At 56.2% G+C, this 24043-nt stretch carries 25 protein-coding genes and 1 tRNA gene; 8 read left to right on the forward strand and 18 right to left on the reverse strand.

Going from position 1 to position 24043, the window contains the following annotated elements:
- Positions 1 to 396 precede the first annotated feature (396 nt).
- Together LC334_RS12790 and LC334_RS12795 are read left to right on the forward strand one after the other, a co-directional pair.
- Positions 397 to 1212 carry an FkbM family methyltransferase gene (locus tag LC334_RS12790; protein ID WP_085800924.1) on the forward strand — a complete coding sequence of 272 codons (816 nt, stop codon included), beginning with the start codon at positions 397 to 399 and terminating at the stop codon, positions 1210 to 1212.
- Positions 1213 to 1365: 153 nt separating this feature from the next.
- Positions 1366 to 2229 carry an NAD(P)-binding domain-containing protein gene (locus LC334_RS12795; RefSeq protein WP_223412978.1) on the forward strand — a complete coding sequence of 288 codons (864 nt, stop codon included), beginning with the start codon at positions 1366 to 1368 and terminating at the stop codon, positions 2227 to 2229.
- Here LC334_RS12795 and LC334_RS12800 read toward each other — a convergent pair.
- From LC334_RS12800 to LC334_RS12815, 4 genes are all read right to left on the reverse strand, one after another.
- Positions 2204 to 2458, reverse strand: coding sequence for a hypothetical protein (locus LC334_RS12800; RefSeq protein WP_223412979.1), 255 nt, complete (start codon positions 2456 to 2458; stop codon positions 2204 to 2206). The genes LC334_RS12795 and LC334_RS12800 overlap by 26 nt on opposite strands.
- Positions 2459 to 2672: 214 nt before the next feature.
- Positions 2673 to 3476, reverse strand: a complete 804-nt coding sequence (locus tag LC334_RS12805; RefSeq protein WP_139836414.1) for a response regulator — start codon at positions 3474 to 3476, stop codon at positions 2673 to 2675.
- 170 nt (positions 3477 to 3646) lie between these two features.
- Complete coding sequence (locus tag LC334_RS12810) at positions 3647 to 4420, reverse strand: sensor histidine kinase (protein ID WP_085800920.1); 774 nt, start codon at positions 4418 to 4420, stop codon at positions 3647 to 3649.
- A gap of 98 nt (positions 4421 to 4518) precedes the next feature.
- Positions 4519 to 5973: an extracellular solute-binding protein gene (locus LC334_RS12815; RefSeq protein ID WP_085800919.1), complete on the reverse strand. Its 1455-nt coding sequence runs from the start codon at positions 5971 to 5973 to the stop codon at positions 4519 to 4521.
- A gap of 110 nt (positions 5974 to 6083) precedes the next feature.
- On the opposite strand from LC334_RS12815, the gene LC334_RS12820 reads away from it, so the two are divergent.
- From LC334_RS12820 to LC334_RS12830, 3 genes are all read left to right on the forward strand, one after another.
- Entirely contained in the window at positions 6084 to 8039 is a 1956-nt protein-coding gene (locus LC334_RS12820) for a sensor histidine kinase (protein WP_176237709.1), read from the forward strand.
- A gap of 36 nt (positions 8040 to 8075) precedes the next feature.
- Entirely contained in the window at positions 8076 to 8507 is a 432-nt protein-coding gene (locus LC334_RS12825; protein WP_085800917.1) for a response regulator, read from the forward strand.
- A gap of 213 nt (positions 8508 to 8720) precedes the next feature.
- The gene (locus tag LC334_RS12830) at positions 8721 to 8861 is read left to right on the forward strand and encodes a hypothetical protein (RefSeq protein WP_217809114.1); all 141 of its coding nucleotides are present in this window, start codon (positions 8721 to 8723) and stop codon (positions 8859 to 8861) included.
- 535 nt (positions 8862 to 9396) lie between these two features.
- On the opposite strand, the gene LC334_RS12835 is transcribed toward LC334_RS12830, so the two are convergent.
- The 4 genes from LC334_RS12835 to LC334_RS12850 all read right to left on the reverse strand — a co-directional run bounded on the left by LC334_RS12835 (position 9397) and on the right by LC334_RS12850 (position 13099).
- Positions 9397 to 9473 (reverse strand) — tRNA-Arg (locus tag LC334_RS12835).
- A 63-nt stretch (positions 9474 to 9536) separates the two neighbouring features.
- Positions 9537 to 10922, reverse strand: coding sequence for a sensor histidine kinase (locus LC334_RS12840; protein ID WP_085800950.1), 1386 nt, complete (start codon positions 10920 to 10922; stop codon positions 9537 to 9539).
- 19 nt (positions 10923 to 10941) lie between these two features.
- On the reverse strand, positions 10942 to 12360 hold the full coding sequence (locus tag LC334_RS12845; protein WP_085800916.1) for a dihydrolipoyl dehydrogenase family protein: 1419 nt from the start codon (positions 12358 to 12360) through the stop codon (positions 10942 to 10944).
- 4 nt (positions 12361 to 12364) lie between these two features.
- Positions 12365 to 13099 (reverse strand): TVP38/TMEM64 family protein, encoded by a 735-nt coding sequence (locus LC334_RS12850; RefSeq protein WP_085800949.1) that lies wholly within the window; start codon positions 13097 to 13099, stop codon positions 12365 to 12367.
- A 283-nt stretch (positions 13100 to 13382) separates the two neighbouring features.
- On the opposite strand from LC334_RS12850, the gene rpmH reads away from it, so the two are divergent.
- From rpmH to yidD, 3 genes are read left to right on the forward strand one after another with little or no spacing between them, the layout of a single operon-like run.
- Positions 13383 to 13517, forward strand: a complete 135-nt coding sequence (rpmH, locus tag LC334_RS12855; RefSeq protein WP_027241708.1) for a 50S ribosomal protein L34 — start codon at positions 13383 to 13385, stop codon at positions 13515 to 13517.
- A 25-nt stretch (positions 13518 to 13542) separates the two neighbouring features.
- Positions 13543 to 13941, forward strand: a complete 399-nt coding sequence (gene rnpA, locus LC334_RS12860) for a ribonuclease P protein component (RefSeq protein WP_085800915.1) — start codon at positions 13543 to 13545, stop codon at positions 13939 to 13941.
- The gene (gene yidD, locus LC334_RS12865) at positions 13938 to 14171 is read left to right on the forward strand and encodes a membrane protein insertion efficiency factor YidD (protein WP_085800914.1); all 234 of its coding nucleotides are present in this window, start codon (positions 13938 to 13940) and stop codon (positions 14169 to 14171) included. Before rnpA ends, yidD begins: the two co-directional genes overlap by 4 nt.
- A gap of 84 nt (positions 14172 to 14255) precedes the next feature.
- On the opposite strand, the gene LC334_RS12870 is transcribed toward yidD, so the two are convergent.
- From LC334_RS12870 to LC334_RS12915, 10 genes are all read right to left on the reverse strand, one after another.
- On the reverse strand, positions 14256 to 15617 hold the full coding sequence (locus LC334_RS12870) for a sigma-54-dependent transcriptional regulator (protein WP_085800913.1): 1362 nt from the start codon (positions 15615 to 15617) through the stop codon (positions 14256 to 14258).
- Positions 15614 to 15751: a hypothetical protein gene (locus LC334_RS12875; protein WP_176237708.1), complete on the reverse strand. Its 138-nt coding sequence runs from the start codon at positions 15749 to 15751 to the stop codon at positions 15614 to 15616. The genes LC334_RS12870 and LC334_RS12875 overlap by 4 nt, the downstream gene beginning before the upstream one ends.
- Before the next feature lies 1 nt (position 15752).
- Positions 15753 to 17051: a c-type cytochrome gene (locus tag LC334_RS12880; RefSeq protein WP_085800912.1), complete on the reverse strand. Its 1299-nt coding sequence runs from the start codon at positions 17049 to 17051 to the stop codon at positions 15753 to 15755.
- A complete protein-coding gene (locus LC334_RS12885; protein ID WP_085800948.1) occupies positions 17052 to 18257 on the reverse strand; it encodes a formate dehydrogenase subunit gamma in 1206 nt (401 codons plus the stop codon).
- 114 nt (positions 18258 to 18371) lie between these two features.
- Positions 18372 to 18965, reverse strand: a complete 594-nt coding sequence (fdh3B, locus tag LC334_RS12890; RefSeq protein WP_085800911.1) for a formate dehydrogenase FDH3 subunit beta — start codon at positions 18963 to 18965, stop codon at positions 18372 to 18374.
- A 13-nt stretch (positions 18966 to 18978) separates the two neighbouring features.
- Positions 18979 to 21873, reverse strand: a complete 2895-nt coding sequence (locus LC334_RS12895; protein ID WP_085800910.1) for a formate dehydrogenase subunit alpha — start codon at positions 21871 to 21873, stop codon at positions 18979 to 18981.
- A gap of 111 nt (positions 21874 to 21984) precedes the next feature.
- Complete coding sequence (locus LC334_RS12900; RefSeq protein ID WP_085800909.1) at positions 21985 to 22173, reverse strand: twin-arginine translocation signal domain-containing protein; 189 nt, start codon at positions 22171 to 22173, stop codon at positions 21985 to 21987.
- Between the two features lie 55 nt (positions 22174 to 22228).
- Complete coding sequence (locus LC334_RS12905; protein WP_085800908.1) at positions 22229 to 22843, reverse strand: TorD/DmsD family molecular chaperone; 615 nt, start codon at positions 22841 to 22843, stop codon at positions 22229 to 22231.
- The gene (locus LC334_RS12910; RefSeq protein WP_085800907.1) at positions 22840 to 23460 is read right to left on the reverse strand and encodes a DUF3306 domain-containing protein; all 621 of its coding nucleotides are present in this window, start codon (positions 23458 to 23460) and stop codon (positions 22840 to 22842) included. The genes LC334_RS12905 and LC334_RS12910 overlap by 4 nt, the downstream gene beginning before the upstream one ends.
- Positions 23457 to 24026, reverse strand: a complete 570-nt coding sequence (locus LC334_RS12915) for a DUF3305 domain-containing protein (protein ID WP_223412980.1) — start codon at positions 24024 to 24026, stop codon at positions 23457 to 23459. The genes LC334_RS12910 and LC334_RS12915 overlap by 4 nt, the downstream gene beginning before the upstream one ends.
- Between the last annotated feature and the right edge of the window lie 17 nt (positions 24027 to 24043).

A 24043-nucleotide genomic window follows, 5' to 3' on the forward strand; every position in this document is an offset into this window, starting at 1 on the left:
TGAGAAGCCATCTAGCCCATGCGGTTGGATTTTCATTTCTACATTGGCCCCTGAAGCCCAAGGCATCCAGTTCCTGGGCAACGGGGATGTTGCTGCCGGGCCGGGAGTTTCACTGAGGCAGAGTCGGGCACATAGGCAACACGGGTATGGCAAGTAACGACGCTTCGATCCTTTTCCAGCATACAGGAACGGTGGTGAGCCTGGGGTGAGGTTGAAGAAGTGACAGTTGGGTTGGAACTCACTGCCGAACTCCCGAAAACCCAAAGTATATCAGCCACTTGACAAAATTATTAACACTTCTGGTGATTTTTACCTATCATGGAGCGCCGGTGGGGTTGTCGGTTATTGGTTCGGAGCGGGGGGCTCTCTGGGTAAAGTGCGTTGATACAATCAGGTATGAAATGGATTTCAGCTAAGCTGGACCGCATTGTAGGGGCCCTGAAGCTGTGCATGATTTATGCCGCCGACATACAAACGCGGCGCACGTTGCTTCATATCTATTCCAACCTTTCACGCCATGAGCTTTATGATGATGAGGTTTTTGTGAACTTCCGGGTAGGGAAACAGGTCTTTCCCTTCTATATGCGGATCAGCGATATATTCATTGTTCTGGAGATTTTGCACGAGCAGCAATACCGCCTGCAACATCCCATCCCGACCCGAGGCACAATCATTGATCTGGGTGGCAATATAGGGGCGTCGATGATGTGGTTCCTGGGGCAGCATCCAGAGGCCGATTATCATGTATTCGAACCCGCTCAAGACAATTTGCATTTTCTCCGCCGCAACGTCCAACCCTGGCCACATATACATCTCCAGGAAGTCGCGGTCGGTGACAAAACTGGCTCAATTGATCTTTTTCACGGAGAATTTGGCGGCATGCATTCGACCATCGCGGTTCCTGAAGACCCTGGGTGCAACTTCGAAACCGTTCCAGTCATTACCATGGCTGATTACCTGGAGACCCATAAAATCACCCGTGTCGACCTGCTGAAAATCGATGTTGAAGGGGCAGAACAGGTGATAATTGATGGCTTTGGGCCCAAAATAAAGCGCGTACAGACAATAATAGGCGAGGTGCACGACAATATTATAGATACGAAAAGATTCTACGAAACCTTGAGAGGAGCTGGCTTTTCACGGATAAAACGCAATTCATTCCGCGAGGGTGCTGATCTGGGTGTGCATGGATTTGAAGCATCCCGTACGTAATTATCCAACATTTCCGATTTGTCCGCGTAGCCGTCAAGTTCGTTCTGAGCCCAAGGCGGAATTTCAGATTCACAGAGGGCTGCTGGTGATATGTGCTATCGTTCGCTTGCTCACGCTTTGTGCGTGGACACCTAATTTTGGGGGGACGTGATGATGAGCGACATAACGGTTGTAGGACTAGGAGCCATGGGATCTGCGTTGGCGGCTGCCCTTTTGGACGCAGGACGAGACGTGACAATCTGGAACCGTTCGCCAGATAAAATGAACCCCTTGGTGGAGCGCGGCGCACGAGGTGCCTCTGAATTGAGTGAAGCAGTATCTGCAAGCCCGAGGGCGATCATCTGCCTGCTGAACTATTCAACCACGAATGCCCTGTTTGGAACACCACAGGTCTCGAAAGCCGTTTCCGGGCGCAATATCGTTCAGCTTGGCACATCATCGCCGCAGGAATCCGAGGACAGCAAAACTCAATTCAACAACTGGGGCGCTGGTTACCTCGACGGGACCATTATGTGTTGGCCCGGAAATATCGGAACACCCTCAGGCCGGATCGCTGTTGCGGGAGACAATGTCGCCTTTGCGGATTGCGAGATTGACCTGAAGGTACTCGCCGGTGACTTGCGTAATTTGGGATCGAATGTCCGTTCGGCAGCGACACTGGAACTAGCGTTTTTGTCGCGCCTCCTTGGCATCATTTTCGGGTCAATTCACGGTGCGCTGGCCTGCGAAGCCGAAGGCGTACCTGTATCGGAATTCACGTCAATCTTACCACCGGGAGACAGAGCCATTCCGCTAACGGAAACAATTCACGCCGGTTCGTTCGACCAGATTTCCACAGGTGGCGCATCGGTCGACGTGGCCGCAGAGGCAGTCACCGGCCTGTATGACCATGCGGTTTCAATGGGCATCAACAGCGAGCTTCCGTCCTTGATGCGTGATTGGGTAAAGCGAGCACAAGATGCAGGTTTCGGAAAACAGGAAACCGCGGCAGTCATAAAAACACTTCGAAAGCAATGAAGCCTCTACGGCCGGATTGAGCCCATACTGTGAATCTGGTTTTCATGCTGCGCGCGCTCGCAGCGCGCCGATCCGCTGCACTGCCGAATTTCTCTCGCTGCATGGCAGAGGAGAATGCAGCCATTCCGGCAGGCCGCAGCAAATCTGAAACCTCGAATTCACGGGTCGCGGACAAATTGAGCTTTCGCTGCGCGCGCACCAGTGACCGCTTCGCAGCTACCTTGTCCATTCCAATGCAATTGCTGTGGAACAGATCAAACAGGCAAGCGCTTACGGCCCAGCTAGAAATCTATTGGCATCGATTAACGCCACAGCGCTGCATGTTTGAGAAAGACTGCCGGGACAACTCCGCCATTTACCACAACAGCGCTGACAACCATCGCGGATTCTGCATTTAGAAACAAACGGTTCTCTGCAAGAAAATCTGGAGGATAGTTTTTAAATCAAAGATTTTGCGAGGGCCTTCTGGGCTTAATCGTCTTTGAACATGATCCGTTTTCAACTTGTCTTTGCCCGGCTTGACTAATCACGGAGGTCCTGAGAGCTTGTGGTTGTCCAAGTAAACTACTGGCAACTATGCTCGAGAGCTCACCTTCGTCTGCAAGTGACGACAAGTCCTGAAAAAATTCATCCATTCGAGCGCAGGTGTTTTCGATCTGGGAAATGCTTTCAGACGTAACATATTGGCCGATTTCCGACTTTAATTGTCGAATTTGCCGCACCATTCTTACCAACATCGGTTGCATTTCCTCGCTGCAGGCCGTCGAGAAAGATTTCAAGACCGCTTCGATCGACTTGGTCTCCGCCTCTGCGGCAACAGCGACCTTCGCGAGGCGTGTTTTCTGAATTGCGTTTATTGTTGCGCGCTCCAAAGAGGCTTTCGAGAGAGCGCTCTTTTCGATGTAATCAGCGAATCCCGCCCTCAATGCACTAAGGGCAACCTCTGCTTGGTCATCACCTGCTACCATAATCATCGCGGCGTTTTTGTTCACCTGATGGGAGCGAACCACAGGCAAAAGGTTCATGCCGTTGGCATCCACGAGATTTAAATCCACGAAGATTATGTCAAATTTGTCTTGGTCAAGGATATGCCCAAACTCGTGCACTTCACTGACTTCCTTCAGGTAAAAGTCAAGGCATGTTTCTTTTGCTATGCGCAAAAGCCTCCGCCGATCAAAGGCGTTGTCATCAATAACGAGAGCGCTGATCAACCCCATATTGCTGACTTTAGCGTCGGTTCCTTTCAAAATGACTCCTCCCAGGTACGAATTTCATGCGTTATTAGAATAAGCTACATGCACTTAATTTCAGGTTAGCAAATGCTTTACACTCAATGAATTAGCCGTCTCTAAAGTTTGCTTAAGCACGCTATTCCGGCATAGTCCTGTGAAGGGTTGGCAATGGTAGGGTTGTTATCTTAAATCGTTTCCGTTGAATTTTGTTCTGATCTAATCGGAAAAACCAATCCGAATGTTGTTCCTCGGTTAGGTGGACTGCTTTTTAACCAGATTTTTCCCTCATAAATTTTGCATATCTTTTTGCAAATCGCCAATCCAAGCCCACTCCCCTCGACTTGGTCTTTTGATTTCAAGGTTTTCATCATCTCAAATATTTTACCCTGCATATCTTCTCGTATGCCTGGTCCGTCATCAGAAAATTCAATAGTGACAAATCCATCCATTTCGCTTGAGTTAATCGTTAATGCAGCTTTGGATCGGTCATTGTGTTTGAAAGCGTTCGAAACGATTGACTCGAATAGCGTCGCCAGATCGTGTTTGCTGATCCAAATTTGGCAAGGCGAAACATTATTCGTTATCAAGCACTTGGATCCGATGTCAAATCCAGACAATACTTCTTCCAATACTTTTGCCGGATCGATAAATGTGATAACTTGTTCGCGCCCAACACGCGAATAGGTGGCGAAATCCTGCGTCAGTTGTACGAAACGGCTGGATTGACGAATGAGCATCTGGAGGTTTGCGAGGATTTCATCTGGCAGTTCGATGCCCGCATCCTCTACATCCTGCAAAATCCAGCGGGGTATGTCAGAAATTGCCCTCATGGACGCTCCGACATCGTGCGAAAAATTGGAAATCAACTTGTCAAACTCGGCTTGCAGATCAGCATCCGCGTTACGAGTGATAGTTTGTAACGTTCCGTCCATATTGTGTTTCACCACCTGATGTGCCACCAGATCGTAGGATCAACATCTTCTGTTAACAAACTCTAAAATCGCGTTAAGAAATCAAGATAAAATTGTTCAGATCCCGCTCAAGGCACCAGGTGGAATCACGAGTAATCTCGCAGGCGGTTTCGAACTGCTTGCGGGTATTTATTGCGCAGTTGCATCCAGCGTTCCTTTTGCTTTTGATGCCCGGTTCGCACAGAAATCAACGCCCAGTTTTCAGCAACCCGTTCCAACGCATCTTCTGGTTTGACCTCTCCGGTCAAAGCCCTGTAGAGCCATTCGCTCAAGACTCGGAAATACTCACCCTGATGCGCGAGGTATAGATCAGGGATCGCGTTTCGCATGCTGGCAGCGTGCACTTCAAGAAATTCGTCAGAATAAGTCTTACGTATTTCCAGATCTTCGTAATGTTCGAGACGGAACGGATCAAAGAAACCGGCCTGCTGCCGAACGGCGCGCTTCGACATTTCCGAACTGGACGCGAAAAGCGCGAATAGATAGGCTATTTCCGGCTCTCTGGATTGCGAGGTGACAACATAGTTCCAACCCCAATTGAAATACGGCGTAAACAAAAGATGTCCATCAACCAACCCGCCAGGCGTAGGGCCAAATTTCATCCGATTTTGCATTTTCGACTCTGGACCGTTCAGAAATTTTTGCGAACCACCCCAGCCGATATTGCAATAGACATCACCCCTCGCGTAACGCTCCCAGTTTTCAAACAGTCCGAGGGTCGCGGTTTCCGGGCAAAGGTGCTCAGAGACCCGGATCAGGTCTTCGAGCGCGGTTACGCCCGCATCTGACGCAATTTGCGGAACAAGATCCCGAGAGAACGGCCAATAGCCCCTGGCATGAAAACGTACCCACCATTCCCATGTCACATAGCTGGGTGTCCGGAAAAGCAGACCGCCACCCAATCCTTGGTCCGGACGATTGAAATACTGGATCTGCTGGTCCAATTGTTCCCATGTTTCGGGTACATTCAGGCTGTATCCGTGTGTGTCGGCGAAACGGCTTTTCTCATCCTCGTCATTTAGCAAATCCTTATGATAAAACATGACATAGGCATCACCATCGGTTTGAAAGCCGAAAATATTACCATCGAAACTGTCTCCGGTCTGATACAAAATATCATCGCGAAAACCGTCCGGCTCGTGTTCATTGGCGTATTGTGTAATTGGCAAGATTGCTCCGGACGAAACCAGGTCCGGTAAACCGAATGTCGCAGGTAAGGCCAAGTCATAGTCGCCTTTGCCATTCAATGTATCCAGCGTCAGCTGGACATTGATGTCATCTACCGGTGTCTCAATCGAGCGGATAGAGATCCCTGTTGCGGTTTTAAACGCCTCTATGACCGGATTAACACTGGCCCCACTTCCGTTGGGCAGTAAAAGTCCAAGCTGTACATCGCGCCCCTCGGTTAGCCTCGCGGCTGTTCGCGCAGCATAGTTGTGCAAACCCTGTTGTGTATTTGCAAAGAGTGGATTCGCCAACGGCATGACGAAACTTGAAGTCGAAAGGCCAAGCAAGGCCTGGCGTCGTGAAAGACCGTTCATAAAGATATACCGCCGTTGCTGGGACACCGTTCTAACAAGGCATCAATAGATTTAAGAAATCATAAATACCTTTTGAGCCAGTATGCCCACGAAACAATCGGGTTGACCGCGTGCTGAACTTACTAACAAAACTTCGAAATCGTTGGCGCTCCAGCGCAGTATTCAAACTCAGTGTTACGACATATATTGTCGTGTTCTTAATCATTGCGTCCCAAGCCTCTGTCGGGCTTCAAATATTTCGTTTGAATGGAGTTCAGAATTCGATTTTGAACAATTCCGTTCCACTTCTTGAAAAAACTGAAGAATTTGCGCGGCTTACTGCAAAAACTCTCGCTCAAACCACGCTACTCAAGCGAACATTATCAGCGCTAGAACTGCGGCGACTTCGCGAAAGCTATCAAGAAAACGAAAATCAATCGGAAAGGATCTTTGACCAGATTATCGCTTCAAATCTTGAGCCTGAAAAGACAGAGGCATTCGAGGCCAGTTTGCAAAGATTCGTAGAGATCAATGAAACGCTGTTCGAAAACCAATTTGCGCAACGTCAAACAGAACAAAAAATCCGGGAAGTAGCCACTCATCTGATGCGCGCCACCACACAATTTGAAGACTTCATAGACAAATTGCTTATTCGGGCAACGACAATAATATTGACGAATTCTTCGAAAATTGGCGCGGGCCAGGTGATTGTACCAGATGAACGTAATGTGTTTTTGATCTTTGCGGGCGAGGTTGAAGTTCTCAATTCCCTGAAAAGTGATGTCATCGACATATCAAACATCGTGCAGAGTGATCTGGCGGATTTTGAGAACAGTAAATCCGGTGGATTTGCAGACAAGCTCCGATTCCGCGTCCGCAGCATTACGCAATCCCTAACATTACTTCAACAATCCGAAACACGGTCAGAATTGGCAAAACTCGCAACGCAGATAAATGAAAGTTTAACTGCGCCAGCGGGCTACATAGATCTGCAAAACGAAGCTCAGAAAGCAAAAAGAGATTTTGATGAACTCAAAGGCGATCAAGCGGTTGCGGTGAACGATATAGACGCCAAGGTTGAGCAAATCGTTTTCGAAGCCACAGGCAGCTTTGAAACCGATATCATTCTGGCAGCCGATCTGACCCGAATCATAATGGGGATTGGTATTTCGACATCCCTTTTCGTTCTTTCCGCGATCTTCTTGTTAGACAGAAATGTTGTTCGAAACCAGATCAGTCGCAGGTTCACAACTATGACTGAAGATATTCTAACAATTTCTAAGGGCGACTATTCTCATTCCATACGGGTTCATGGCCGCGATGAGTTGGGTGACATTGCTCATGCGCTCGACGTTTTCAAAAATCAGGCGGCCGAGCTTGAACGCTCAAATGCCGAACTGGAACGGTTTGCGTACGTTGCGGCCCACGATTTGAGGTCTCCTCTGGATGCCATTCAGGACCTGGCGCGCTGGACACTTGAGGATGAGCGCGACAGTCTCTCAGCATCATGCATCGAAAACCTCGAGCTTTTAATAAAACGCAGCTCGCGCCTATCTGCACTCCAGGCCGATCTGCTGACATATGCTCAAGTCGGCGAAATGGATACCAGCGTGAAGCCTCTTTTTCTCAAGGATGAAATCGAAAAAATTTCAGACATGTTGGACCCTGAAAGCCATTACCACATTACTCTAGAGAACGATCCGGGAGAAATAGTCACATACAACCTGCCCCTACGACAGATATTGATAAACCTAATCACAAACGCGATAAAACATCACGACAGAAGCTCAGGTAGGATTACGGTTAAGTTTTCACGCGGGGGCGGGCAGCTCAAATTTGTCGTGGAAGATGATGGCCCGGGGATCGAGCCTCGTTTCCAAGGGCAGATTTTTGAACTCTTCAAGACATTGCAATCTCGAGACCGAGTAGAAGGCAGCGGTCTTGGGTTGGCACTGGTTACCAAGGTTGTAGAACGTCTGGGGGGTAAAATTTTGGTGCAATCGGATGCGCCGCAAGAACGTGGCACAAGGTTTGTGTTCGAGATCACCGATTTCTCTGAGGAATCTGAGGTTAGTCGAGCAGCATGAGGCGAATGCAGGCACAACAAAGCGAGGGCGAGCAAAATGATAGACTTTGAACCGGTAAAATTTCTAATCGTTGATGATGATGAAGTCAGCGTTATTAAAATCAAGAGAGCCATCGCCAAAGCCAAGCTTGGAAATCCGGTTCGCGTTGCGAACGATGGCATTGAGGCCCTTGAAATCTTGCGTGGTGATGGCGGTCAAGAGAAAATCACGCCACCTTATATCGTAACTTTGGACATCAACATGCCGCGTATGGACGGGCATGAGTTTCTGCAGGAAATTCGCAATGACACGCGACTTAAGAATGTCTTAGTGTTTGTACTGACAACGTCGAGCAACGAGGCAGATATCAGAGCAGCCTATGATCGCAACGTCGCGGGCTACATTCTGAAAGAGAATTCAGAAAGTGACCTGATTGATAAAATAAATATGATTGAGAACTTTTCAAATTTAGTCGTTCTCCCAAAATAACAGGTCAGGTCGGCTACATTCAGCGTGTTCGCACTCAAATTTAGGAACTTCACGAGTCGGATTGATTCCTATAACTCACCGTGGCTCATTCGGGAGAAAGTGTTTTCTTAGTCAGTATGCTTCCCAGGACTGCTCATTTGTGATGCCCGGCCAGAATGATGTACTGAACGGCAAAACCGATTTTCGCTCAACGCTAGACAATCCGGGGCCGCATTGCCCACGGGTTTCGATAGCAGCTCCATCCGCCAGATCGGAGACGGGGCCGAGGTCGTCTCGATCATAGAATGGAAAAGCGACAAGGTAGCCGAAGAGCGTTGGTTCGTGGACACCGAACAATGGAAAGCCGCGTTCTGAATGTAGAGTCGAATTAGTGTCGGCGGCTTTCTCTGTTCAGGAAAGCTATCCGCGTTTTTTTCGAGAATGTCGATCCACGTCTAGATTATGGAGCCAACTGCAGCGAGGGGTCGGTTTGGAATTTGAGGCTCATGATGTGGTCCAATGGCCGCTTGGACGACAATGAGCGGCGTCGCAGAAAACGGCCTGCCGCAAGTGCGCGTAATTGCTGCGTGAGCAATAGCCGCGCCAGCAAAAGGCGGCTTGGTCCCGCGATCTGTTAGTTCGCATTATCCCTGATTTCGCCATAGCAGCGAAAGGCCGCACTACAGCAGAGCAAGGCAGTGTCCAACGGCAGCAGGGGCCGAGTGATACTGTATCTGTCTGGAGCTGACGCAATGAGAGTAGTGCGGCTTGTTTCAATCAAATCCGAATGCCTATAAATCACGACGATATATCAAAAAATCACGCGCGAATAATATGAAGTATTAATGGCGGGTCTTTTGGCGGGTAAATGTTTAAATTTATTAAATTATTAAATAACTTCAATAATAAATGGCGGACCGAGGAGGATTCGAACCCCCGACCCCCTGATTCGTAGTCAGGTACTCTATCCAGCTGAGCTATCGGTCCGTCGAGGGCCAGCATCTAGACCCTAGTGCACGGCAATGCAAGAGGGTACGGCAGAATTTGTTTTCACCGCTGGAGGTCTGCCTTGGGCAGGCAAATGCAGAATACCGTGCCCTCCGGGCCGGTCCGTTCCAGCATCAGTTCACCGCCATGGCCGCGCACCAGCTCGGCAGCGATGCTCAGACCCAATCCGGTGCCACCCTTGCTTGCAACGCCCTGAAACGGCGTAAACAGAAACTCTTGCGCCTTGGGGGGCAGTCCGGGGCCGGTATCGGACACGCGGACATCCCAGAAGTCGTCCCGTTCCCCGGCCGAGACGTTAATCTCGCCGGGTTGGCCGGAGGAAATGATCGCCTGCCTTGCATTGCGGACCAGATTGGCGATGACACGGTAGAGCTGCTCGGCATCGGCACGTATGGTCAGGGCGGCCGGGATATCTTCGGACAGGCTCAGGTCATGGTCACCTATCGAAAGCCGCTCGCTGTCGATCACCTCGTTGACGATATCAGCAAGCGCAAAACGGTTCAGCGTTGGCGTCGGTTCCTCGGCCTTGCCATAGGCCAGGGTCGATTCACACAAAGACACCGCGCGCGTAATCGAATTCACCAGCTTGGGTGCCATGCGTTTCACGATCGGATCCTCGCTCGTCTCGATCCGGTCGGTAAAAAGCTGGGCACTGGTCAGGATGTTGCGCAGATCGTGGCTGACCTTGGCAACGGCGCCACCCAACTGGGCCAGGTGCTCTTTTTGCCTGAGCGCTGCTGTCAGTTGTGTCTGCAGGGTCTGCAGGGTTTCTTCGGCCTGACGCAGCTCGGTTACACCGGCGGACGGTTGCATTACCAGACGCGCATCCTCGGGCTTTGCCGCATAGGCCTCCATGTTGCCGACAACCCGCTTGATCGGTTTGACGAGAAACACCCGTACCGCCAGAAACAGTAGCACCGCCGTGATGATCGAAATCACCGCCGACAGCCACAGGATGCGCACGCCATAGTCGATCATGGCCGAACGCAGCTCGCCCGTCTCCATGGTCACTTCGATCAGCAGCCCGGCCATGTTCACAGGCTCGCCGATCACCCGGATCACCTCGGGCTGGGCATTGAAAAAGCACTCCAGCGCATCGCGGATCAATTCCAGCGCACCGGCATTGCGCAAATCATATGTCTTGGTGATCGGCGCGGGGATCGGCGCCGAGAGCATCAACTGCCGCGCCTCATCCCGGCGCAGGACGACGTTATAGACGCCAGCGTTCTGCAGCAGCTCCTCCTGCACATCGGCATCCACCTCGGCCTCTGCAAGCATGGCCAGCGCCGCGATCTGTGCCCGTTCCAACCGCGACATCAGGAAATCCTCGCGATACCGCGCGACCGAGGGCACAAAGATCAGCACTTCGGCCAACATCACGAAGACCGCTGTCAGAATCAGAAATCGGCCAGAAAGAGTATTCAAAATCAACCTTCCAGATCTGCGCTCACGGGAGCCAGCGTTGTACCAGTCCGACCAGTTTTTTCACGGTAGGATTATCAAACAACCTCGGCGAGAAATAGGCCCCCGCCACACGTTTGTTAATCTCCCCGATGGTCGGATACGGCGCGACCATATTGGCCACATGTTTCATCTTCAACTTGTTCGCAATCACCAGCGCCCAGAGATTGATCAGCTCGCCCGCCTGCGCCCCGGCGACAGAGGCCCCAACCGGGCGGCCCTTGACCACCATCACCTTGATCAGGCCAGTGGTTTTGCGCTCAGCAATGGCGCGGTCGTTCCCGGCATAGTCAAACCGCACGACTTCGAGTGCCGCGCCGTATTCTTCTCGCGCCTGCGCTTCGGTCAACCCGACCTGCGCCAGCTCGGGATCGGTATAGGTGGCCCAGGAAATATGATCAGTGCGTTGCTTTGCCGGCAATCCAAACAGGGCCGAGCGAATGACAAGCCCGGCATGATACCCCGCCACATGGGTGAATTGCAGCCCGCCGGCCACATCGCCGATAGCATAGACACGCTTGTTCGTGGTGCGCATCCCGGCATCCACCTTGATGCCGCGCTTGGTGGTCTCGATCCCGGCGGCTTCCAGTCCCAGACGGTCGATATTTGCCTTGCGGCCCACCGCCATCAGCAGATGCGAGCCCTTGAAGACGCGACCATCCTTCGCTTCGACCTCGATTGCGCCCGCTTTGCCGCGAATTTCCGAGGCCATGGCCCCTTCGGCGATCTCTATACCTTCCTCACGCAGCCGCTCCAGCACGACGCCCGCCATTTCAGGATCATCCTGACCCAGCGCTTTCATCCCCTCGATCACAGTCACCTTGCTGCCCAGTCGCAGATGCGCCTGCGCCATTTCCATGCCAATCGGTCCACCACCGATGATCAGCAGATGCTTCGGCTTTTCGCGCAGCTCGAAAATGGTCTCGTTGGTTTCATAGGGCACAGCGTCCAGCCCTGGGATCGGCGGCACCAGCGGCGACGAACCGGTTGCAATGACGATCCGACGCGCGGTGATCACATGGTCACCCGCCTGCACCTCGTTGGGCGAGATGAAAGACCCGTATTCCTGGATCACCTGCACGCCCAGCCCCTCAAACCGCTCCACGCTGTCATGGGGCTCAATCTGAGCAATCACACCTGCCACGTGATCCTTGGCCGCGGCATAATCGACCTTCGGCTTCACGTTAGCCACGCCGTAGGCGCTGGCGTGGGCTTGCGCATGAGCCGCCTTGCCGCTGGCGATCAGCGCCTTCGAGGGCACGCAGCCATAGTTCAGGCAGTCGCCGCCCATCTTGTGACCTTCCAGCAAGATCACCGAGGCCCCCATCTGCACCGCGCCCGCCGCAACCGACAACCCACCCGAGCCAGCCCCGATGACCAGCAGATCCGCTTTCAACTCGCTCATGGGATCAGACGCCTTCCTTGTGGCCACGGACGGCCTTGATGATGATCGGCAGCGCCGCCAGTGCGCTTAGTGCCAGAATCGGGCCGATTACCTGTGGTTCCCACAAGAGCGAGAGATCCGGGCTTTCGCCGCGGTCGAAGACTTCACCCAGACCGACACCGATCCAGGTAAAGACAATGGCGCCGGGGATGATGCCCAGCACAGTTGTGAACGCAAAATTGACGAACTTCACGCCCACCAGCGCCGGCAGCAAATTGGCCACGAAAAACGGCACCGCCGGGACGAGCCGCAATAGGAAAAGCACGGAGATCTCGTTTTCCTGCAGCCCCGTTTTAAGCTTTTTCAACGCGCCATCGGATGCTTCCATCTTGGCCGCCAGCGTTTTTCCCAAGCCCCAGCGGGCGGCCAGAAAGATGGCCACCGCGCCCAGTGATGCCGCAACCACGTTGAACAGCGTGCCAAGTGTCAGGCCAAAAAGGAACCCACCCGTCACCGATGCAACGGCTGCACCGGGGAGCGAAAAGGCCACGATCACGAAGTAGAGCGTAATGAACACCGCCACGATACCCGGAAAATTGGCATCCCTGAACGCCAGCAGCGCCTCGCGGTTTTCCCGCAGCGTATCGAATGTCAGATAGTCGCGAAGGGTGAAGAAGCCGATCACCGCAACGATCAGGATAATCGCCAAAGGCGCATGTCTCAGGGCCGAGGCCTTCTCGGGTCGGGTCACGTTTTCCATCTTTCCACCAGGTTTGATTACTTTGACCCCTAAATGCTTGCTTGAGCACCCGTTGCATAGCCGCATCACGTTCCCTTGATCGCCGGTGATGGCTTCCGCCGCGTAATTGCCCTGATTTAGGGGATTTGTAACATCGCGTGTATCATCCGGCACGTTTTTTGTTGCAAAACCTCTTTGACGGGTTTGACTTGTCAAATCGGGCCTACTATAGACCGGGCTTCAGGTATCCCCCGGACGGGCCTCGATTCCATGTGCGCCCCCGGAACAGATCGGAGACGGAGCGATGAAACGCACCTTTCAACCCTCGAACCTCGTGCGCAAACGGCGCCACGGTTTCCGCGCGCGCATGGCCACCAAAGCCGGCCGCAAGATCCTGAATGCACGTCGCGCCCGCGGCCGCAAGGAACTGAGCGCCTAAAGCTCGGCGATCCAGGAAAACGGACATGACACCGCCGGAGGCCCCCGAGAACATACCGGGGAATACGCCCCCGGCGGTTTCCGTTTGTCTGGAGATACTGAAAAACCGTTCTGACTTCCTCGCCGCCGCCCGCGCCCAGCGTCAGGCCACGCCGTCAGTGGTCGTGCAGGCCCGCAATCGAAACGACGAAGAAACTCATATCGGGGTGGGCTTTACCTGTTCCAAGAAGGTCGGCAATGCGGTCGCCCGTAACCGCGCCAAACGCCGCCTGCGCGAAGCTGCTCGGGCGATCCTGCCGGAAACCGGCCGACCGGGCTGGGATTACGTCCTGATCGGTCGGGCAGAGATCACCGCCACCCGTCCCTTCGACCGATTGCAGCAGGATCTGCAGGGCGCGCTGCATCGGCTGCACGCCAAACCATGAGCCCGCTTGCCCATCTCCTGGCGCTGCCCGTTCGCGCCTACCGGCTGATCCTGTCGCCCTGGGTCGGGTTCAACTGCCGCTACCAGCCCACTTGCAGCGCCTATGCGCTGGAGGCGCTGGAAAAACATGGGGGCCTCAAAGGCGGCTGGATCGCCGCCAAACGCATCGGGCGCTGTAACCCGTGGGGCAATTGCGGCTACGATCCGGTACCGGAAAACCAAGATCACTGACGCATGTGCCACATGGTTTAGGGTAAAGCCCCAAGGGTTGCCTGCGCTTCCGCGAACTCTTTCAGGAAACACCCGCCTGAAACTTCACACACCCCAAGCGGCGCATTTGCGGTCTATCGTCTTGCGCGACACACCCAACCGGCGCGCAGCCTCGGCGCGGTTGCCGCCGCAGGCATCCAGCACATTCATGATATGGCGCTGCTCGACCAGTTCCAGCGTCTCCAGCGCCCGCGCACCCGTGACCCGGCCCGCGCCGGAAAATTCCTCAGGAAACTCCCCCAGGATGACCGATCGTTCGATCAGGTTGCGCAGCTCGCGCACATTACCCGGCCAATCATAGCGACTGAGTTTCAAAAGCACCTCTTCATTCAACTCCAGCGCCGGCATACCCAGTGATCGCGAGAACTCGCTCATGAACAGCGCCGTCAACTCGACGATATCCTCCTGCCGCGTACTCAGAAGCGGCATCTCGATCCCTACCACATTAATCCGGTGATAAAGATCCTGCCGAAACGTTCCCGCCGCCACCGCCTCTTTCAGATCGGCATTGGTGGCAAAGAGAAAGCGCAGGTTCAACGGAATTTCGCGTTCCGCGCCGGCAGGGCGGATGCGCTGATCTTCCAGCACCCGCAGCAGCATCGCCTGTACCTGATCGGGCAGTTGCGCCACCTCATCCAGCAATAGCGTGCCGCCATCCGCATGCAGGAACAGGCCGTCTTTGCGATGCTCTCCACCTTCGACCACGCCAAAGAGTTCTTCGGCGATATGATCTGACGCGAATGCCGCGCAGTTGACGGCGACAAAAGGCTTTCCGGCCCTGTCCGAATGCCCGTGCAGGCTGCGCGCGGCGATCTCCTTGCCGGTTCCGCTGGCGCCGGTAAACAATACCGGTGTCGGTAGTGGTGCCAGCTTGGTCAGCATGTCACGCACTTCCTGGATCGGCTGCGAATTGCCCAACAGGCGCCCGCGGGCGGTAAATCCGGCCTCGCTCAGCTCATGTTTCAGCAGGTAGTTTTCACGCCTGAGCGACTTGCGGTCTAGTGCCCGCGCCGCAGCATTCAAAATCTGGTTGGCGCGAAACGGCTTCAACACGAAATCCGCAACGCCAGTGCGCAGCGCCTGAATGGCGGTGTCCAGATCGGCGTAAGCGGTGATCAGGATTGTGTCGGCGTAAAAACCGACCCGGCGCTGTTCCGCCAGCCAATCGAGGCCGGTCTGCCCCGGCATGATATTATCCAGAATGACCAGATCGAAATGCGCCTGATCCAGGATCGCCGCCGCCTCGACAGTGGATCGTGCCTGCTCAACCCGTTTGCAACGCGGGGTCAGAATTTTGGTCAGGAAGTTGCGCATCCCCGGCTCGTCGTCGATCACCAGGATCGATGCCACCCCAAGGCTTTCGCCATAATCGTCAGGATTGACGGATGCCGCCGCGTGAACGGTCATTCCGGGGCAGCACCCAAGCGCACAGCGTTACCGGTATTCGCGGCTTCGGCGCTAAAGCCCATGCCTTCCAATACCAGATCGGCCCCAACGGCGATCACCGCCGTCACTGCAAATGCCGCAAGCATAGCTTTCATCTCAATTCTCCCCATTCCCGCCGGCCCGGCGCAAAAATTCGACCAAATCGCGGCGATCCTCTGCCTTCGCGATGCGTTGCATCGGCATCTTCGATCCCGGAATGTAGTGATCCGGCCCAAGATCGAATAGCTGATCAATCGTATCGTCTGACCATATGATATCCGATCCGGACAGAATCTCCGAATAGCGATAGCCTGGCTGAGTGCCCGCGCGCCTCCCGAAGACGCCGTATAGCGTAGGCCCCGCCTTGCGCGAAGGTGGCGGTGTCAGCGCATGGCAGATCGAGCATTTTCGCATGAACTGCCGCTCTCCATTGGGCATTGCATCCGCGTCGCGCAGAAAGCTCCGGGTTTCACCGCCTGCCGGATCGTACTCATCCAGCAGATCAACAGGCCACGAAAACACCACGTCGTCTAACCCGCCAGCATAGATGGTAGAACCGTCGGGGCCAAAATCCAACGCCCAGACCGGCCCCTGCCGCATGGCGCGGAAATCACGGCTGATGCTCCAGCGTGTCGAGTCGATCATCATAATGAACCCATGCCCGTCACCCACGGCCAGCTGATTCGTATCGGCATGATAGGCCATCGACAAGATTGGTCGCCGCTCCAGCGTGAAATCGGCAATGGTCTCGCCGCTCACCGGGTCAATCACCCGGGTAACGCCATCAACCGCACCATAGGCCAGCCAATCGCCGCCCGGCGACAGAATAAGGCGATTGACGCCAAAACCGTGGCTGACGACGATCCGCGCCGCGCCGCCGGTCAGATCCCATTGCCGGATCGTCCCATCTGCCGAGGCTGAATAAAGACGCTGGCCGTCGGCACTGAACACCACATCGTTGACCCCCGCATCATGACCGCTGAAAAATCTTGCTGCACCGCCCGCCGCGGGCCACAGCCCGACGCTGCCATCCCAACTGGCCGAGGCGATCCAGCTGCCGTCGGGCGATACCGAAAGGCGGCGCACCTTGCCCTTGTGACCCTCAAGCCGGGTCTGATGTCCGGAACTAAGTTCCCACAGGATCACGGCGAAATCATCGCCGGACGAAACGGCCCGTGACGGGCCCAGAAACGCCACCGCATTGGCCGCAGCCTCGTGCCCTTCCAGCCAGGTGGGCACACGGCCCTCCCAAAGCCCGACCGAGTTGTCGAAACTCGCCGTGGCCACCTGACCGGTCCCGGCATGCACCGAGATGTCCATGATGGGCCCGCCATGCCCTTTGAGGGTGGTGAATTCCTGCGCCGCCGCGCCCAGCGGTGCCAGTAAAATCCACAGGCTGAGCGTCCAGCTGCGCATCTATTCCGCAGGGGTGGCCTTGCCATCGGCAGGGGCGGCACCTTCGCGGTTCTGCACCTCTTCCAGCCACAGCGAATGGTGCTCGCGAGCCCATTGTTCATCGACCTCGCCATTACCCATTGCGTCATAGGCGCCCTCCATGCCGACCGAGCCGATATAGATATGTGCCAGGATGATCGCCATCAGCACGAAGGCCATGATCGCGTGCCAGAGCTGCGCATATTGCATCTCTTCATGCGGCGCCAGTTGCGTCGGCAACTCACCATAGCCTGCCAGCCCGGCCAGTCCGGTGTCGTTCAGTATGGCGAAGGTCTTGGCGAACATCGGCATCTCGAAGGGGAAAAGCAGCGACAGACCAGTCAGCGATATCGAGGTGCCAAACAGGATCACCGACCAGAAGATCATCTTCTGACCGGCGTTGAATTTTTTCGCTGGGGGGTGTTTGCCATCGGACAGGATCCCACCGCCCTGCGCCAGCCATTTGAGGTCGGTCCGGCTGGGCAGATTATGGATGACCCACATCACGAAGACCATTGCCAGCCCCAACATGAAGGCCCAGCTGACATTGTTGTGGATCCATTTCGACGCAATCGCCAGGGTCGAGAATGCCTCGTGCCCGAAGGCCGGGATCAACACTTTGCGCCCAAACAGCGAAACCAGCCCCGTCAGCCCCAACAGGATGAACGATCCCGCCATCAGCCAATGGCCAAAGCGTTCAATCGCCTTGAACCGTGTCACCGTGCGGCCGGTCTTTTCGCCATCAATGCGGATTTTTCCGCGCATCATGTAAAACAGCAGCAGGAAGACCAGCGTGCCGCCCAACAACCCCGCGCCCTTGACCGATAGCGGCCCGTCGCGGAAGGCCAGCCACTTCATGCCACCATCCTGCATCAGCACCCGTGCAGCGTCGCCGCCGGATGAAACCGTGATGTCCGCCGTGCCATAGCGCAGCGCGCGCCACAGCTCCGGATCCGACGCACCGCCCAGCGTACCCAGTTGCGCCGCAATCCCCGCTGCGCTGTCAGCATTTCCCGTCGCCTCACGGCGGAAGCTGTCATCGATTTTTTCCCCGCGCTGACGCGCCAGGATATCCTCAAGCGTCTGCGCGCCGCCCGTGGCGGCCCGGTCGGCACCAGACATTTCCTGCGCAGAGACCGGCAGGCATAGCATCAGTGACAGAAGCAAGCTCAGCAAAAGGCGTGGCATCATCCCATGTCCCGTTTGAATTTCATATGAGGGCCAGGGGGGCGGCCCGCAGACCGCCCTCCCGAATGTCAAAGGCGTAGGGTGGGTCAAACCCACCGTTATCCAACCTGCAGGTCAGCCGCCCTTCTGGTCATAGGCCGTTCCCCAGCCCCAGGCGCCAGATCCGAAACCGCGCGCCACGACGCGTTCGCGGTAGATGGCCGACACGATGTCACCATCGCCCGCCAACAGCGCCTTGGTCGAACACATCTCAGCGCAGATTGGCAGTTTGCCTTCTGCGATCCGGTTGCGTCCGTATTTCTGGAACTCGGCCTGAGAGTGGGTCTCTTCGGGACCACCGGCGCAGAAGGTACACTTGTCCATCTTGCCGCGGCTGCCAAAGTTGCCTGCCTGCGGATATTGCGGCGCGCCAAAGGGGCACGCGTAGAAACAATAACCACACCCGATACAGAGGTCCTTGGAGTGCAGAACCACCCCTTCCTCGTTCTGGTAAAAGCAGTCTACAGGGCAGACTGCCATACAGGGTGCATCGGAACAATGCATGCAGGCCACGGAAATCGACCGTTCACCCGGCTTGCCATCCTGAATGGTGACAACTCGGCGGCGGTTGATGCCCCAGGGCACTTCATGCTCGTTCTTGCAGGCAGTGACACAGGCGTTGCATTCAATGCAGCGTTCGGCGTCACAGAGGAATTTAGCTCTAGCCATTTCTCATATCTCCTTATGCTGCACTGATTTTGCAGAGAGAGACCTTACTCTCCTGCATCTGCGTGACCGAGTCATAGCCATAGGTCATTGCCGTGTTGGCACTTTCGCCCAACACGTAGGGGTCCGCCCCGTCGGGATATTTATCCCTCAGGTCCTTACCCTCGAAATGACCGCCGAAGTGGAAGGGCATGAAGGCCACGCCTTCGCCCACCCGTTCGGTGACCATCGCCATGACCTTGACCTTGGCGCCTTCAGCCCCTTCAACCCAGACCTGTTCACCATCACGCACACCAAGATTATTGGCATCGCGCGGATGGATTTCCACGAACATGTCCTGCTGAAGCTCGGCCAGCCACGGGTTCGACCGCGATTCATCACCGCCGCCCTCGTATTCCACCAGACGTCCGGATGTCAGGATCATTGGATAATCCTTGCTGAAATCCTGCTTCTGGATTGAGGCATACATGGTCGGCAAACGATAGGCCTGACGATCCTCGTAGGTCGGATAATCCGCCACCAGATCGCGCCGCGGCGTATAGAGCGGCTCGCGGTGGATCGGCACCGGGTCGGGGAAGGTCCAGACAACCGCGCGGGCCTTGGCATTGCCGAAGGGCGCACAGCCGTGACTGATCGCAACCCGCTGGATACCGCCCGACAGGTCGGTCTTCCAGTTGGTCTTGGGTCCGGCCACCGCGTCGATCGCAGCGCGCTCGTCGTCGGTCAGGTCACCGTCCCAGCCAAGATCCATCAGCATCTGCATCGTGAACTCAGGATAACCGTCCTGAATTTCCGAGCCGACACTATAGACCCCTTCGGCCAGCAGGTTGTCGCCATCCCGCTCGACGCCGAAACGCGCCCGGAAGGTCAGACCGCCCTCGGCCACCGGCTTGGACATGTCGTAGAGGTTCGGCGTTCCGGGATGGCCCATTTCGGCCGTTCCCCAGCAGGGCCAGGGCAGACCGTAATAGTCCCCGTCCGCCGGACCACCAATCGCCTGCAGCGTGGTTCTGTCGAACGTATGCTGGTTGGCCATGTGAAGTTTCAGGCGTTCCGGTGATTGGCCGGTATAGCCAATGGTCCAAAGACCGCTGTTGAACTCACGGGTGATGCTCTCAACATTGGGTGTCTCAGAGTCTTCCATCTCGATATTGCGGAAGAACCGGTCAGCCCAGCCGAACTTGTTGGCGAATTTGGCCATGATGACCTCGTCCGGCAAGCTCTCAAAGAGCGGCTCAACGACGCGATCACGCCACTGGAAGCTGCGGTTCGATGCCGTGACCGAGCCACGGGTTTCGAACTGCGTACACGCCGGTAGCAGATAGACGCCATCGGTACGGTCATGCAGCACGGCAGAAACGGTGGGGTACGGGTCAACCACGACCAGCATGTCCAGCTTTTCCATCGCCGTCTTCATTTCCTTGCCGCGCGTCTGGCTGTTGGGCGCGTGGCCCCACAGAACCATGGCACGCACCTTGTTGGGCTGGTCCATGTTCTCGACATCTTCCAGCACACCGTCAATCCAGCGGCTGACCGGGATACCCTTGAGGTTCTGGAGCGATTTATCCTTACCCTCGGCATCCTTGATGCTGTCGAACTGACCGGCCAGCCAATCCGGATCTTCTTTCCAGACACGGGCCCAGTGGCCCCACGCCCCTGCCGACAGGCCATAATAGCCCGGCAAGGTATGGCTCAGCACGCCCAGATCGGTTGCGCCCTGCACATTGTCATGGCCACGGAAGATGTTGGTGCCACCCCCGCTGGTGCCCATGTTACCAAGCGCCAACTGCAACACGCAGTAAGCGCGCGTGTTGTTGTTGCCGTTGGTGTGCTGGGTGCCACCCATGCACCAGATCACGGTGCCGGGACGGTTGTTGGCCAGGGTCAGCGCCACGCGACGCAACTGGCTGCCCGGTGTACCGGTGACTCGTTCGACCTCTTCAGGGTTCCACTTGGCCACTTCTTCCTTGATCTGATCCATTCCCCAGACTCGGGTGCGGATGAACTCCTTGTCCTCCCAGCCGTTCTCGAAGATGTGCCACAGGATCCCCCAGACCAGCGCCACGTCGGTGCCGGGACGGAAACGGACATACTCATCCGCATGGGCCGCCGTGCGGGTAAAGCGTGGGTCACAAACAATCACCGGCGCATTGTTCTGCTCTTTTGCTTTGAGCAGATGCAACAGCGAGACAGGGTGCGCCTCGGCCGGGTTGCCGCCGATGATGAAGATCGCCTTGGAATTGTGGATGTCGTTGTAGCTGTTGGTCATGGCGCCATAGCCCCATGTGTTCGCCACACCGGCCACTGTCGTCGAGTGGCAGATCCGCGCCTGGTGATCCACGTTGTTCGTGCCCCAGTAGGCCGCGAACTTGCGGAACAGATAGGCCTGTTCGTTGTTATGCTTGGCGCTGCCCAGCCAGTAGACCGAATCCGGGCCGCTTTCCTCGCGGATGTTCATCATGCCATCGCCGATCTCGTCGATCGCCTGTTCCCAGCTGATGCGCTTCCACTCTCCGCCTTCCTTTTTCATCGGGTATTTCAGGCGGCGCTCGCCATGGGCGTGCTCACGGACCGATGCGCCCTTGGCGCAATGGGCGCCCAGGTTGAACGGGCTGTCCCAGCCGGGCTCCTGCCCGATCCAAACGCCGTCCGATACCTCGGCCACAACGGTGCAGCCGACAGAACAGTGGGTGCAGACCGATTTCACGGTTTCGACCGCCTCGTTCGCGGCTGTTTGAGCCGTGGCGCGGGTGACGGTGCCCCCGGTTGCGCCAATTGCGGCCAGGCCACCAATGGCCAGACCTGATCCGCGCAGGAACGCGCGGCGATCGACCGATTTCCCGGCGACCTCAGACAGGATACTTGTCCGCTGGGGGCGTCTCGCAACCCCGTTGGTCTTTTTCCTAAGCATGTTACTCTCCTCCCTAGCGTCCCCATCCGGGTTTGCTTGGTATTGCTGTTTCCTCTGACTGTCGGGCCTATCGCTACCAGTCGTCAGCGGTTTCGGGTGACGTCGTCCGGGTTAGAACCGGGCGCTGTCGAGGTAGGCGCGAGTATGCGCGGTGTCCTGCATCTTTTCCGATGTCAGGTCAGGCTCGGCTGCTTCTGCCGCGGTGCCACTGACCGCAACGGCGGCCACGGCAGCGGGCGCGGCAGTACCGGCCAGCTTCAGAAAATCACGACGGCTGCTGCCTTCGGTTTTCTTCGTCATGAGAGTCTCTCCTCTCCTTGGTTGTGACAGGTTACCCTGTCCTTTCATGCGGGGGCTAGCCCGCGCTCATCCGGAAACCTTCCGCCTCGATCTCCATGAACACCCGGCCGACAGCGCCGACCGAAGCATAGAGAACCGAGTTCTTCGCAGCCTCCAAATCCGTGTAGAAATGCCCCGCCCAAGGGCCGATATGTTTGGCGTAGAAAGTCTGCTGATCCGCCAGCGTGGCCGGTTTGCCGAACCGGCCACGGATCATCCCGCCCATCATCTCCATGAGCGATGCGATATTATCTTCCGGCTCGTAGACATTTTCCGCCCGCGTCATCCCGCGCGCCGCCATGTCCCTGCGCAGGCTGGCCAGCGGTTTTTCGTTCAGGAAACCAGTCAGGTAATAGCTGGCATAGGGCAGAAGCTCGCCCCTCCCCACGCCTATGAAGAGCGCGTTGAATTCGCTTTCAACTGTCGAGGGCTTGCTCAGGGACGCGATCCTGGCCAGCGCTGCAATCGCCGTGCCCAGATTGCTTTCATCCCCGTGCAGCCTGGCCGTCTGCGTCAACAGCGACTGATCCGGCGGACCCGAGAGGATCAAGCCCAGATAGTCGTAAAGATCGGCGCGCAGGCCATCTTCCTCTGCAATCTCGGGTCTGTCGCTCATCACGGCCTCGCTCATGCGCTGGTCACCTCTTTTGGCTCAAAACTGAACTGCATCCGGCGGCGGGGCGTCGGTGCCGCGTCATCATCGGCGAAGAGCACCGCGTCTGCCAACTCGACTTCGGCCAGTTCGACCTCCGGAGCCTCATCTGGGGTTTTCTCGGACAAAAGCTGTTCGTCCTCGGCACCCTCGTTCTCCGGCAGCTCGTCAGCGGTCTCATCCTCTGCCGCCTCAAGCTCGGCCTGCCGCGCCATTTCTTCGACATGCGCAGTCATGCCTTTGCCAACCTGATAGGCGGTCTGCAGGTTCTCGATCACGCAGGCTGCATCGGTGAAATCCTCGCCGTAATCCACCAACCCGTCGACATTGGCCAAAACCGGGTTTGTAAGCCAGAGCTTGCGCAGCGCTCGGCGGCGCAAGCGGTCCGGCACGGCTTTGGCCATGAAGCCACTGAAATCATCTCCTGGCTGCAAGTCATCCGGGTCGGGCAGGTTCAGATCGGCCAAAATTTCCGCGTCAGACTTCTCGGCCTGTTCGACTTGCAGTGCGCGGGCCTCCAGCACGGCATCTTCAGCCTCAGCCTCCTCGGCCACTCGCGCCTTGCGGCGGGACCAGAAATCGCGAGCCTCGGTCAATGCAGCCTCCCCTTGCGGGCCAGCGCCGGTGACCGGTAGACCCCGCTCAACTGTGCAATCCGCGGATCACCGACCCCATCCTCGACCTTGCCGATATTGGTTTTGTCGCGACGGCGCTTCTTGAACGCCTCTTCCTCGTGATGCGCCTCCACGAAATCGCGGACCCACGCCACCAACGCCTCGGGCATTGGCACCTTCTCGATCATCTCTTCGCCGCTATCAGCATAGTCCTGCGCCTCGTAGGGCGAGGCGGTGACCAACAGCACCTCCAGCGGGCGCTCGGCCATCTCGCTGTCGCGCAGAACCACATAGATCGACGGCACTCTCGCGGAAAGACCATGCAGATAGGCCTCGGTTTCAGCCCCGTGCAGTTCCAGCGGGCAGGTGGCGGCGTGAAACTCGGTGGCGCCATCCTCTTCGCGCATCACCCGCCAGTCGGCCAGCGCAGCGCCGGGCAGCACGCCCACCGCCTTCCACGCCCATTTCGCCCAGCGCGTCGCACCCGGCGTGCGACGGATCACCACGCCTAACGGCAACGTCTGGTAGCGGTCTGGATTGTGGATCACGGTGACGGATATCCCCC

It is taken from the genome of Roseovarius aestuarii, from assembly GCF_019966515.1.
GTDB classification, from domain to species: domain Bacteria; phylum Pseudomonadota; class Alphaproteobacteria; order Rhodobacterales; family Rhodobacteraceae; genus Roseovarius; species Roseovarius aestuarii.